The 12413-nt window shown below is 72.2% G+C and carries 9 protein-coding genes; 4 read left to right on the top strand and 5 right to left on the bottom strand.

Annotated features, from left to right (window positions below; all coding sequences use genetic code 11):
- Positions 1–84 precede the first annotated feature (84 nt).
- The 4 genes from OOK38_RS20085 (at position 85) to OOK38_RS20100 (ending at position 5662) form a co-directional block, all read left to right on the top strand.
- Entirely contained in the window at positions 85–2178 is a 2094-nt protein-coding gene (locus tag OOK38_RS20085) for an MMPL family transporter (RefSeq protein ID WP_266848629.1), read from the top strand.
- A 134-nt stretch (positions 2179–2312) separates the two neighbouring features.
- Positions 2313–3599: a sensor histidine kinase gene (locus tag OOK38_RS20090; protein ID WP_266758567.1), complete on the top strand. Its 1287-nt coding sequence runs from the start codon at positions 2313–2315 to the stop codon at positions 3597–3599.
- Positions 3596–4273 (top strand): response regulator transcription factor, encoded by a 678-nt coding sequence (locus OOK38_RS20095; protein WP_266758565.1) that lies wholly within the window; start codon positions 3596–3598, stop codon positions 4271–4273. Before OOK38_RS20090 ends, OOK38_RS20095 begins: the two co-directional genes overlap by 4 nt.
- A 177-nt stretch (positions 4274–4450) precedes the next feature.
- Positions 4451–5662 carry an exo-alpha-sialidase gene (locus tag OOK38_RS20100; protein ID WP_266758563.1) on the top strand — a complete coding sequence of 404 codons (1212 nt, stop codon included), beginning with the start codon at positions 4451–4453 and terminating at the stop codon, positions 5660–5662.
- 73 nt (positions 5663–5735) lie between these two features.
- Here the strand turns inward: OOK38_RS20100 and OOK38_RS20105 are convergent, their stop codons facing one another.
- The 5 genes from OOK38_RS20105 to OOK38_RS20125 are packed head-to-tail and all read right to left on the bottom strand — an operon-like array spanning position 5736 to position 12386.
- Positions 5736–6671: a dihydrodipicolinate synthase family protein gene (locus OOK38_RS20105; protein ID WP_266758561.1), complete on the bottom strand. Its 936-nt coding sequence runs from the start codon at positions 6669–6671 to the stop codon at positions 5736–5738.
- Positions 6668–7771 carry an ABC transporter ATP-binding protein gene (locus OOK38_RS20110; RefSeq protein ID WP_266848631.1) on the bottom strand — a complete coding sequence of 368 codons (1104 nt, stop codon included), beginning with the start codon at positions 7769–7771 and terminating at the stop codon, positions 6668–6670. Before OOK38_RS20110 ends, OOK38_RS20105 begins: the two co-directional genes overlap by 4 nt.
- Positions 7772–7802: 31 nt before the next feature.
- Positions 7803–9779 carry a dipeptide/oligopeptide/nickel ABC transporter permease/ATP-binding protein gene (locus OOK38_RS20115; protein ID WP_266758557.1) on the bottom strand — a complete coding sequence of 659 codons (1977 nt, stop codon included), beginning with the start codon at positions 9777–9779 and terminating at the stop codon, positions 7803–7805.
- Entirely contained in the window at positions 9779–10738 is a 960-nt protein-coding gene (locus tag OOK38_RS20120; RefSeq protein WP_266848633.1) for an ABC transporter permease, read from the bottom strand. Before OOK38_RS20120 ends, OOK38_RS20115 begins: the two co-directional genes overlap by 1 nt.
- 19 nt (positions 10739–10757) lie before the next feature.
- Complete coding sequence (locus OOK38_RS20125) at positions 10758–12386, bottom strand: ABC transporter substrate-binding protein (RefSeq protein WP_266848635.1); 1629 nt, start codon at positions 12384–12386, stop codon at positions 10758–10760.
- Between the last annotated feature and the right edge of the window lie 27 nt (positions 12387–12413).

Below are 12413 nucleotides of genomic sequence, written 5' to 3' on the forward strand. Positions count from 1 at the left end.
CGCCCTTCCGCGCGACGAATGCCGCCCCTCGCGCCGGGAGTCTGGAACCTGTCCAGACATTCCGCGAGAAGGGGGGACCCCGCCATGGGGCCCGAGAAGGCCGGAAAGACGAGGAGAGGCCCGGGACGGCGCGCCGCAGTGCCCTGGCTGCTGCTCGGGCTGTGGGTGGCCGTGCTGGCCGCCGTCGGGCCGTTCGCGGCGAAGCTCGCGGACGTGCAGCACGACCGTGCCGTGGACTATCTGCCGGCGAGCGCCGACTCCACCCAGGTGGCGAAGATCGAGGACCGGCTGCCCGGCGGGGAAGCCACCGAACTGGTGCTCGTCTACCACCGCGACGGAGGGCTTCGCGCCGCCGACCGGACCACGGCGGCCCGCCAGGTCGCCGCGATCACCCGGGCGAACCCGCTCACCGGCACCCCCGAGGCCGTGCCGTCCCGGGACGGCAGCACGGTGATGTACGCGGTCTCCAGCACCGCGCCCGGCACCGACGAGGAGAAGCGCGACGCGTTCGTGAACGACGTACGCGACGTCGCCCGCGGAACGGACGGGATGAGCGTCGACGTCGGCGGGCCCGGCGCACTGGCCACCGACGCCGCCGGGGTGTACGACTCCCTCGGCGGACCGCTGCTCTACACCACCGTCGGCGTGGTCGCCGTCCTGCTGATCGTCATCTACCGCAGCCCGCTGCTGTGGCTCGTGCCGCTCGCCGTCGCGGGCGTCGCCGACTATCTGTCGATGGGCGTCGCCTACGGACTCCACCAGGCGTTCGGCACGAGCGTCTCCGGCCAGAGCTCGGGCGTGATGACGATCCTCGTCTTCGGCGCCGGAACCGACTACGCGCTGCTGATCATCTCCCGCTACCGCGAGGAACTGCGGCGCGTGGAACGGCCCTACGACGCCATGAAGGTGGCCCTGCGCGGCTGCGGGCCCGCCGTGCTGGCCTCCTCCGGCACCGTCGCCGCCGGACTGCTCTGCCTGCTCGCCGCCGACCTCAACAGCAGCCGGGGCATGGGCCCGACGGGCACCGTCGGGGTGCTCTGCGCCCTTGTCGCCATGCTGACTCTGCTGCCCGCCGTCCTCGTCCTGCTCGGGCGCCGGGTGTTCTGGCCGCTCGTCCCCGCCTTCGGCGCCGAACCCAGGCAGCGGCGGAGCCTGTTCGCCGCGATGGGGTCCTCCGCCGGACGCCGGCCGCTCGTCGTCCTCGCGGGCGGAGCCGTCCTGCTCGGGGCACTCGCCCTCGGCGCGCTGAACCTGCCGGGCCCGCTCAAGCAGCAGGACTCCTTCGTCGACCGGCCCGAGTCGGTCGCCGCGATGGAGACACTCGCCCGCGCCTACCCGGGGCAGGGCACCCAGCCGATCACCGTGATCACCCCCACCGGGCGGGCGGACGCGGCGCTGGCCGAGGTGCGCGGCCACGCCGGCGTCACGAGCGCCGAGCGCGGACGCAGCGGCGGAGGCTGGACGGAGATCTCCGTCATCGCGCGCGGCGCGCCCCAGTCGGCGGCGGAGACCGCCACGATCAAGGCCCTGCGCGCGGACCTCGACGGATCGTACGTGGGTGGCCCGAGCGCCCAGCACATCGATCTCCAGGACACCAACTCCCGCGACCGGCTCGTCGTCGTACCGATCGTCCTCGTCTCGGTGCTGCTGATCCTGGGCCTGCTGCTGCGGTCGCTCGTCGCCCCGCTGCTGCTCGTCGCCGCCGTCATCGCGGTGTGGGGAGCGGCGCTCGGCATCGGCGGCCTCGTCTTCGGACCGCTGTTCGGGTTCGAGGGGACCGATCCCGGCCTCGGCCTGCTGTCCTTCGTGTTCCTGGTCGCCCTCGGCGTCGACTACGGGATCTTCATCATGCACCGGATGCGGGAGGAGTCCCTCTCCGGTGCCGAACCGGCCGCCGCCGCGCTCACCGCGCTGCGCAGCACGGGAGGCGTGATCGCCTCGGCCGGCCTCGTCCTCGCGGCCACCTTCGCGGTGCTCACGAACATGGGGCTCGTCCAGCTCGTCGAGCTCGGCTTCGTCATCTCGGTCGGGGTGCTGCTCGACACCTTCCTCGTCCGTACGTACCTGGTGACCAGCGCGAGCGTGGCGCTGGGGCGGAAGGTGTGGTGGCCGGGCGGCCTCTCGCGCAGGCCGGACACCGAGGCGGCGGGGCAGCAGGAGCCCGTCGCCGTCGGCTGAGCCGCCCGGCTCGCACCCGGGGCCGGGCCGACAGGGCCTTCGCACCCCGGACACCGAGCCGGCCGGCCCTCGCACACCGGACATCGGGCGCCCCTCCTCTCCCGGAGGGGCGCCCCCTCACGGAGGATGAAGCGGTGGACGTCAAACGCATGCTGCGCCTCACCGGCTTCGGACACGGGGGGAGCGTCGCCCCGGCGCGGATCCTGTGCCAGGACGCGCTGCTCGCCGGTGTGCTGCTGATCGCCGATGTCACCGTGGCGCTCACCGTGCACGCCGACGGCCGTGATCCGGACGCGCTCGGCTGGACCCTGCTGATCGCCGCGCACATTCCCGTCGTCTGGCGGCGGCGCGCCCCGCTCGCCGCGTTCCTCGCGCTCGTCGCCTGCGTAGGGCCGTACCACGCGCTCGACTTCGACCACGAAGCGCCGCTGCTCGTCTCGATGACCGCGCTGTTCACCGTCGCCGTCACGGGGCGCCCGCTGCGCTCCCTGGTCATCGGCAGCGGTGTCATCGGCATCATGCTCACGGTCAAGTTCGGGCAGGGCGCCGCCGAGGGCGCCGAGGCGCTGCGCATCACCGGCTGGATCGTCGCGTTCATCGTCCTCGGCGTGTACGTCCGGGTGCACGGGCAGTACTTCGCCGAGGTCGTCGAACGTGCCGAGCGCGCCGAACGCACCCGAGAGGAGGAGGCCCGCCGCCGGGTCGCCGAGGAACGTCTGCGCATCGCCCGTGACCTGCACGATCTGCTCGCCCACAGCATCACCCTGATCGGCGTGCAGACCTCCGTCGCCGCGCACGTCCTGGCCGCCGACCCCGACCGCCTCGACCGGACGGCCGTCGCCGAGGCCCTCGACGACATCTCCGAGACCTGCCGGACCGCGCGCGGTGAACTGCGGACCACATTGGAGGTGCTGCGCGCCTCCGAGCACGGCGGAGGCGACGGGCGGGGCCCGCTGCCCGGCCTCGACGGAGTGCCCGATCTCGTGGCGGCGGCGCGTTCGGCGGGCGCGAAGGTGGAGGCGCCGACCGGGGTACGGGCGGACAACGTTCCCTCCGCCGTGGGCGCCGCCGCCTATCGCATCGTCCAGGAGGCGCTGACCAACGCGGTACGGCACGCGGGCCCCGACGTGACGGTCCGGGTGGACCTGCGCACGGACGGCTGGGCCCTGCGCGTGACGGTCACCGACGACGGTATCGGCGACGCGGGCGGCCCGCCCGGCTTCGGCCTGATGGGCATGGGGGAACGGGCTCGTAGTGTGGGCGGCACGGTGGAGGCCCGGACACGGGAAGGGGGCGGCTTCGAGGTGCTGGCGGTGCTGCCCCTGCGGAGCGTGCCCGAACAGCAGACGGCCCTGCTCGATTCCGCGCCAGGGCCCGGTTCCGCGGCCGCGGCCGAAGCCGGAAGGGGCGAGGCCCGATGACCATCCGGGTGCTCCTGGCCGATGACCAGAACCTCGTGCGGGCCGCGTTCGCCATGCTCGTGGAGTCGGCACGGGACATGGAGGTGGTCGGGCAGGCGGCCACCGGGCGGGAGGCCGTCGAACTGGCGCGCAGCGAGCGGGCCGACCTGATCGTGATGGACATCCGCATGCCCGACCTGGACGGCATCGAGGCGACCCGGCTCATCGCGGCCGACGAGAGCCTGGCCGGGGTCAGGGTGCTCGTCCTCACCACGTACGACACCGACGAGCACATCGTGGAGGCCCTGCGCGCGGGCGCCTCCGGCTTCCTGGTGAAGGACACCCGGCCCGCCGAACTTCTCGACGCGATCCGCACGGTGGCCGCCGGGGACGCGCTGCTCTCACCGGGCCCGACGGCCCGCCTGGTCGCCCGCTTCCTGCGCGCCCCCTCGGTTCCCGCGCTCGCGGTGGGCGGCCCCGAGGGGCTCTCCGAGCGCGAGCGCGAGGTGCTCACCCTGGTCGCGCGCGGACTCAACAACACCGAGATCGCGAAGGCGCTCGGGCTCAGTCCGCTCACCGCGAAGACCCACGTCAGCCGCATCATGGGCAAGCTGGGCGCCCGCGACCGGACCCAGCTGGTCATCGTGGCGTACGAATCGGGCCTCGTGACCCCGGGAGACGCGGGCCAGGCCTGATCCGGCGGCGCGCGCGACGAGCCCCGGCGGGTGGCCGCACCGGTCCGTCATGACGGCAGAGCGAACTGACGTCTCGTCAACACGCCGTGGAAGCACGGGTATTGCTGTGACACCCGGGGCACATTAGGTTCTCCAGGACATCCCACGTCCTATGTCCGACGTAGTCCAGGGAGTGCCATGACCAGCATGAGCCGCATGGTCGCGTTCGCAGCAGCCGCCGGACTCCTCACCGCCCTCGCCGCCACCGGCGGCACCGCCTCCGCCGCGCCCCTGGCCGGCCGGGGCTGCACCTCATCCGTCCCGTACACCGCGGGCCAGGAGGGCTATGACACGTACCGCATCCCCGCGACCGTCACGACCCGGGCCGGCACGCTGCTCGCCTTCGCCGAGGGGCGGCACAGCGGCGCGGGCGACACCGGGAACATCGATGTCGTCGTCAGACGTTCGTCCGACGGCGGCTGCACCTGGGGCCCGCTCCGGGTCGTCGCGTCCGGCGGCGGCGACACCCGCGGCAACCCGGCGCCGGTGGTGGACCCCCGGACCGGCCGGATCGTCCTCCTCACGTCCTACAACAGCGGTGCCGTGACCGAGGCGCAGATCATGCGGGGCGAGGTCACCGTGGAACAGAGCCGGCGCGTCTTCGTCCAGACCAGCCGCGACGACGGGCGGCACTTCTCCGCCCCGCGGGACATCACGGACCGGGCGAAGCTGCCGAGCTGGCGCTGGTACGCCACCGGCCCCGGTCACGCGATCGCCCTGCGCCACGGACCGCACGCCGGGCGCCTGGTCGTGCCCGCCAACCACTCGGCCGCCCCGCCCGCCGGGTCCGCCGACACCGGTCAGGAGCCCAAGTACTACGGGGCGCACGCGCTCTACAGCGACGACGGCGGGCTCCGCTGGCGGCTCGGCTTCATCGACGACTCGTACGACGGGACCATCAACGCCAACGAGAGCACGATGGCCGAACTCCCCGACGGAAGGCTCTACTTCAGCTCGCGCGACCAGAACGGCACGAGCCCCGGCAACCGCCTCGACGCCTACTCCAGCGACGGCGCCGAGACCCTGGACCGCCCCTTCGCCGTCCAGCCCACCCTGAACGACGTCCCCGTCGTCCAGGGCAGCGTCCTCCAGCTGACCGGCCCCTCCGCCCCGCTCCTCTTCTCCGGCCCCTCCGTCCCCACCGCCCGCCGGTCGATGGCCGTCTGGCGCAGTACGACGGGCGGCGCCGCCTTCGTGAAGGCGACCACCCTGTCCACACAGCGAGCCGCCTACTCGGACCTCGTCCAGCTCGGCGCCTCCCGGGTCGGCATCCTCTACGAGACCGGCGTCGCGGGACCGTACGAGACGATCGAGTTCCGGCGCCTGCCGGTGAACGGGCCGCGGGGGTAGCGGGTCCCCGCCGGGCAGGGCGTCCGGCCCGGCGGCTGGAGCAGACCCGCCGGCCGGAGCAGCCCTGCCCCGGCTAGAGCAGACCCGCCCCCGCCAGATACTTCCCGACCCGCTCGACCTCCTCCTGCGACAGCGGCACCTGGGGTTCCGCCGTCGCGGGGCAGTCGATGACGCCCCGCAGGAACAGCGCGGCCTTGAAGGCGCCGAGGGCCGAGGAACTGCCGCCCATCCGGGCCGGATCGCCGACGCCCACCATGCCGAACAGCTCGCACAGCCGCTCCTGCTCCGCCCGGGCCCGCTCCCGGTCGCCCGCCACGCACAGGTCGTACAGGCGCACGTAGCCCGCCGGGTCCACATTGGCCAGGCCGGGGACCGCGCCGTCCGCGCCGAGCGCCAGCGCCGAGTCGGCGACCACCTCGGAGCCGGTGAGCGCGGTGAAGCCGCTGATGCCGGGATGGTTGCGAGCCCCGCTGACGACCGCGCGGAAGGAACCGAGGTCACCGCTGGAGTCCTTGAGCCCGGCCAGGACGCCGTCGGCGGCGAGTTCGAGGACCAGTTCGGGGCTCAGTCGGGTGTGGACGGAGGCAGGCAGGTCGTACGCGAAGACGGGGAGCGACGCGCCGGCGGCGACGGCGCGGAAGTGGCGGGCGATCTCCGCGGGATGGGTGCGTGTGTAGAACGGGGCCGTGACGACGATCGCGTCCGCGCCCGCGGCCCGGGCCGCCCGCGCGTGGTCCAGGACGCGCGGCGTCGTCATGTCGATCGCACCGGCCAGGACGGGAAGCCGGCCGGCGACGTGCCCCACCGCCGTCTCCACCACGAGCCTGCGCTGCGCGTCCGTCAGATAGGCCACCTCGGACGTGGAGCCGAGGACGAACAGACCGTGCACCCCGCCGTCCAGCAGATGGTCGATCAGCCGGGTGAGCGACGGGACGTCCACCTCGCGGTCCGGTGTCAGGGGCGTGCAGACGGGCGGTACGACACCGGTCAGCGGGGCGGGGAAGGTCATGAGGGCTCCCGGATGTGCTGCTGGAACGGAAGATCGGCCAGGGCGGTGGCCTCCGCGGCGGACACGGCCTGCGCGACCAGGGCGCGCGTCGACCGGCCCTCCTCCACAGGATGGTGACACCGGAAGCGGTGGCCCGGCGTCGACGCGGCCGTGAAGTCGGGCATCAGGGTGGCGCACTCCTCGTCCGCCTTCCAGCAGCGGGTGCGGAAGGGGCAGCCGCTCGGCGGACGCGTCGCCGAAGGGACGGGTCCGCTCAGCGGAATCGGGTCGACCGGATCCAGCAGGCCCGGAGTCGCCGAGAACAGGGCCCGGGTGTACGGGTGACGGGAACGGTCGGTGACCTCGTCGGCCGGCGACTCCTCCACGATCCGGCCGAGGTACATCGTGATCACCCGGTCGCTCATCCGCCGTACCGTCTGGATGTCGTGGGACACGAACACCAGGGCGAGGCCCAGGCGTTCCTTCAGATCGAGGAGAAGGTTGAGGATCTGCGCGCGGACCGACACGTCCAGCGCGCTCGTCGGTTCGTCGGCCACCACCAGGTCGGGATCCAGGGCCAGGGCGCGGGCGATCGCCACGCGCTGGCGCTGACCGCCGGAGAGCTGGCCGGGAAGGGCGTCCGCGAGGGCCCGGGGCAGCCCGACCAGGGACATCAACTCCTTGACCCGGTCCGCCCGTTCGGCCGCGGTGCCGCGCCGGTGCACATCCAGCGGGTCGCGCAGGATCCGGCGTACGGGCAGTCGGCGGTTCAGAGCCGTCGACGGGTCCTGGAAGATCATGCCCGTGCTGCCGCCGACGGCGGTGCGCCGTTCGTCCGGCCTCAGGGACCACAGGTCACGGCCGCGGAAGGTCACCGTGCCGGAGGTCGGCCGCTGCACCCCCACGAGCACCTTCGCGAGCGTCGACTTGCCGCAGCCCGACTCGCCGACGACGCCGGTCGTCTCGCCGGGCACGACGGTGAGATCGGCGCCGGTCAGGGCGTACACCCGGTCCCGGGTGAACACACCGCCGCTGCGGGCCTTGTGGACGACATGCGCGTCGGTGAGCCGGACGAGCGCGTCCGTCCGGTGGACCCCGTCCTCCCGCACCGGCGCGGTCATCGGACCGCCCCGGGCGCCATCGGCGGAATCGTCATGTCACGGCCTCGCTCTCCGTGGTCACCAGGTCGACGGCCGGGTGATGACAGGCCGCCGTGTGCGTGTGCGGACCGACCAGGTCCGGTGCCGTCGTCCGGCACACCTCGCTCGCCATCGGGCACCGGTCGGCGAAGCGGCAGCCGGCCGGGAAGTCGGCGGGGGAGGGGACGACTCCCCTGATCTGCGTCATGCGCTCCGCCGCCGACTCCAGGGACAGCACACTGCCCAGCAGCCCGCGCGTGTAGTGGTGCGCCGGGAACTCCACCAGGTCCGCCGTCACCCCCGTCTCCACGATCTGGCCGCCGTACATCACGGCCACCCGGTCGGTGACCGCCGAGATCAGCGCCAGGTCGTGCGAGACGAGGATCAGGGCGAAGTCCAGTTCCGCCCGCAGTCGCAGCAGCAGCTCCATGACCTGCGCCTGGACCGTCACGTCCAGGGCCGTCGTCGGTTCGTCCGCGACGATCAGCCGGGGCTCGCGGGACAGCGCCATCGCGATCAGGACGCGCTGGCGCTGGCCGCCGGAGAGCTCGTGGGGGTAGCTGCGCAGGGTGCGTTCGGGATCGAGGCCGACCAGTTCGAGGAGCTCGGCCGCCGTACGCTTGCCGCCCCGCCGTATCACCTGCTTCAGCTGCGCCCTGATCGTCATCGCCGGGTTCAGGGACGACAGCGCGTCCTGGTAGACCATCGCCATCTCGTGGCCCAGCAGCCGGCGCCGTACGCGCATCGGCTCGCCCACCAACTGCCGCTGATTGAAACGGACATGGCCGCGCACCCGGGCGCCCTTCGGCTCCAGGCCCATCACCGTCAGCGCCGTCAGCGACTTCCCGCAGCCCGACTCGCCGACCAGGCCCAGGACTTCACCGGGATACACCTCGAAGCTGATGCCGTCGACGATGTCCACGCCGCTGTGGCGGTGGTCGAAGCCGATGGCCAGGTGCTCCACGGCGAGGACGGGCTGCCGTCCCGAGGGGAGCGGGCGGGCCCGGGCGCGCAGCCGGGCGGCGGCCTCCGCCAGACCGGGGAGTTCGAGGACCGTGCCGCTGCCCGGCTCGGGGGCTTCGAGACGGTCCTCGGCGGGGGGCACGGACACCTCCCGCGCCGCCGGAGCGGCCCACGCGTCGGAGACACCCTCGGAGAGGATGTTCAGCGACAGGACGGTGGCCAGCATCAGCAGGCCGGGGAAGACGGTGGCCCACCAGCCGCCGGTCAGCACCATGTTCTTGCCGTCGGCGATGACACTGCCCCAGGACGGGTCCGGGGGCCGGACGCCCGCGCCGATGAAAGACAGCGAGGCCTCGAAGACGATGGCCTCGGCGACCTGCACGGTGCAGAACACCAGGATCGGCGCCGCGCAGTTGACGGCGACGTGCCGCAGGACGATGTGCGGGGTGCGGGCGCCGATCACCTGCTCGGCCGTGACGTAGTCCTCCCCGTACTGGTCGAGGACGTTCGCCCGGACGACCCGGGCGACCGGCGGGGTGAAGAGGAACGCGATCGCGCAGATCAGGACGGTGATGCCGCCGCCGAACACGGCGACGAGCACGGCGGCCAGCGCGATGCCCGGGAACGCCATCACAACGTCCAGGCAGCGCATCAGCGTCTCGTCGACCGCCTTGCGCGAGGTCGCGGCGAGCGCGCCGAGCAGCGCCCCCACGACCAGGGCGAGCGCGGTGGCGCCGAGACCGATCGCCAGCGACCAGCGCGCCCCGTACATCAGCCGGCTCAGGATGTCCCGGCCGAGACTGTCCTGCCCCATCCAGTGACCGGACGACGGATGCCCGGTGCCGTCCACCGGCGGCTGCTGGTCGAGCGGGTCGTGCGGCGCGAGCAGAGGGGCGAACAGTGCCGTCAGCACGACCACGGCCAGGAAGCAGACCGCGATCCGCGACAGCGGCGGCAGCCTGCGCCAGCCGCGCAGCCGGACACCCGGCCGGGCGAGGACACCCGCCAGTTCCTTCCGCGTGAACATCAGGTCGCCTCCCTCAGCCGCGGGTTGACCAGCAGATACAGGACGTCGATGACGAGGTTCACCACCACGAAGCCGATGGCCGTGGTCAGGACGACGCCCTGCACGACCGCCGGGTCACCGTTCTTCACGGCGTCGATCATCAGCTTGCCCATGCCGGGCAGCGAGAAGATCGTCTCGATGACGACCGCGCCGCCCAGCAGATAGCCCACGCGCAGGCCCAGCACGGTGAGCGGGTTCATCAGGGCGTTGCGCAGGACGTTGCGGCCGACGACCACCCGGGGCGGCAGCCCGCTGCCGATCGCGGTGCGCACATAGTCCTTGTCGAGTTCCTCGACCACGGACGTCCGGACGATCCGGGTGAGCTGGGCCGCGACCGGCAGGGAGAGCGCGAGGGCGGGCAGCGCCATGGTCTCGAGCCAGCCGGAGAGCGAGTCGGCCGGGTTGATGTAGCCGCCGGTCGGGAACCAGCCCTGGTCGACGGCGAGATACTGGATCATCAGCAGGGCCAGCCAGAAGCCCGGTGCGGCGACCCCGGTCAGGGACACCACCCGGATGATCTGGTCGGGCAGCCGGTCGCGGTAGATCGCGGCCGTGACCCCGCCGAGCAGCGACAGCACCACCGCGACACCGAGCCCCAGGAAGGTCAGCTGGAGCGTGAGCGGCAGCGCGGTGGTGACCTGCTCGACGACCGGCGCCCGGGTCAGCGCGCTGGTGCCCATGTCGCCGTGCGCCAGGTCCGCCACGAAGTGGAAGTAGCGCACGGGCAGCGGATCGAGCAGGCCGTTCCGCTCCCGGAAGTCGTGCAGTTGCTGCGGGGTCGGGTTGGCGCCCTGGAAGAACGCGGACGCCGGATCGACGTCCGAGAACCGCATCACCAGGAACACGAACAGGACGATCCCGAGCATCAGTGGAACGAGCAGCGCGACGCGGCGCAGCAGGATCCTGACGATGGCGACCACGTACGAACTCCTCCGTCGCCTAGACCCACTTGGCTTGCAGCAGGTTGATGCCCGGGTAGGGCTGCGGCCTCATCCCCGCGAGCCGCCGCGGATTCCACGCCGTCATCAGCTCGTTGTGCACGACCGGGTAGAGCACGGCCTGCTCGGCGACGACGTCGATGTAGTCCTGGATCATCGTCTTCTTCTTGTCGGCGTCCGGCTCCTGCGTCGCCCGGTCCATGTCCTTGAAGAGCTTCTTGGCGACCGGGTCACCGGCCCAGCGGGCGTAGCCCATCCAGAGGTTCTGGGGGCCGTAGTTGTAGTGCATGATCAGGTCGGCGTCGAGGCCGAACTGGTTGGGGTTCGAGGCGGCGGCGACGACCTGGTAGTCCTGCTTCTGGTCCATCTTGGTGAACACGGCCGTGGTCTCCTGCGGGGACAGGGTGGTCTGCACGCCGATCGCGTCCCAGGACGCCTTGACGGTCGGCAGGCAGTCCACGATCCAGCTGACGTTCACCGACAGGATCTCGATCTTCAGGCCCTTGACCCCGGCCTCCTTCAGGAGCCTCTTCGCCTTCTCCGGGTCGTAGGCGTAGACGGTCTTCGCGGGCCGGTAGGAGGGGTTGGCCTCGTTCAGGAACGACGTCGACGGCCTGCCGTGCCCCTTGAGGGCGACCTCGACCATCTTCCCGGTGTCGATGGCGTAGTGCAGGGCCTGGCGCACGCGCACGTCGTCGAAAGGCTTGTGCCGGGTGTTGAACATGAGGAACAGGTTGTTCATGCCGGCGCCGCCCTGGACGGTCATGCCGCCCTTGCGGAGCTGAGAGATGTTGGCGTACGGGATGTTGTCGGCGATCTGGGCACCGGCGCTCGCCCCCGAGATCTTCGCGACGCGGGGCGCGGCGTCCACTATGGTCAGCCAGTTCATCTTCTTGAACGCGGGCCTGCGCGGCCCGTTGTAGGCGGCGAACGCCTCGAAGGTCGTGTTCGACTTCGGGTGGTGCGCGGTCTGCCGGTACGGCCCCGAGCCGATCGCCTTGCCCTTGATCGCGTCGTCCCAGGCGCCCGGCCGGGAGAAGACGTGCTTGGGCATGATCTTCGCCAGGGTGAGCCGGGAGATCCCCTCCGGGAAGGGGAACTTGAGGACCAGCTCGACGTTCTGCGCGTCGATCTTGCGGACTTCCTTCAGCCAGCTCGCGAAGAAGCCCTTGGCCAGGGTCTGGGTCTTCGGATCCAGTATCCGGTCGAAGACGAAGACCACGTCGTCGGCGGTGACCGGCTTCCCGTCGTGGAACGTGGCACCCGCCCGCAGCGTGAACATCCAGGACGTGCCGGTGAGGTCGGCGGGCACCTGGGTGGCGAGCGCGGCGTAGGGCTCGCGGGAGATCGGGTCGGTGTCGAGCAGGCCCTCGTAGATGTGGTTGTTGGCGGCCATGCAGAAGGCCGACGCGGTCTGCGTCGGGTCCCAGCTGCCGTCGTTCCCGTAGCCGATCACGGCCGTCAGCGTGGCGTTCCTGCCGCTGCCCGAGCCGCCGGTGTCGTTCGTGGACTCCGGCCCCGACGAGCAGGCGGCCAGGGACGAGGAGAGGGCGGCGGCCGCGCCCAGGGCGCCGGTGTACTTCAGGAACTGCCGGCGGTGCAGCGCCGGAGTGCGGTTCACGTCGCGCACGGTTCCTCCAGCAAGGAGTGGTCCAGT

Source organism: Streptomyces sp. NBC_00568 (assembly GCF_026341855.1).
Lineage (GTDB): Bacteria > Actinomycetota > Actinomycetes > Streptomycetales > Streptomycetaceae > Streptomyces.

Excerpts from the sequence above, each read along its gene's own strand:
- OOK38_RS20100 (WP_266758563.1), top strand. The coding sequence starts at position 4,451 with ATGACCAGCATGAGCCGCATGGTCGCGTTCGCAGCAGCCGCCGGACTC.
- OOK38_RS20110 (WP_266848631.1), bottom strand. The coding sequence starts at position 7,771 with ATGACCGCGCCGGTGCGGGAGGACGGGGTCCACCGGACGGACGCGCTC.
- OOK38_RS20095 (WP_266758565.1), top strand. The coding sequence starts at position 3,596 with ATGACCATCCGGGTGCTCCTGGCCGATGACCAGAACCTCGTGCGGGCC.
- OOK38_RS20105 (WP_266758561.1), bottom strand. The coding sequence starts at position 6,671 with ATGACCTTCCCCGCCCCGCTGACCGGTGTCGTACCGCCCGTCTGCACG.
- OOK38_RS20085 (WP_266848629.1), top strand. The coding sequence starts at position 85 with ATGGGGCCCGAGAAGGCCGGAAAGACGAGGAGAGGCCCGGGACGGCGC.
- OOK38_RS20115 (WP_266758557.1), bottom strand. The coding sequence starts at position 9,779 with ATGTTCACGCGGAAGGAACTGGCGGGTGTCCTCGCCCGGCCGGGTGTC.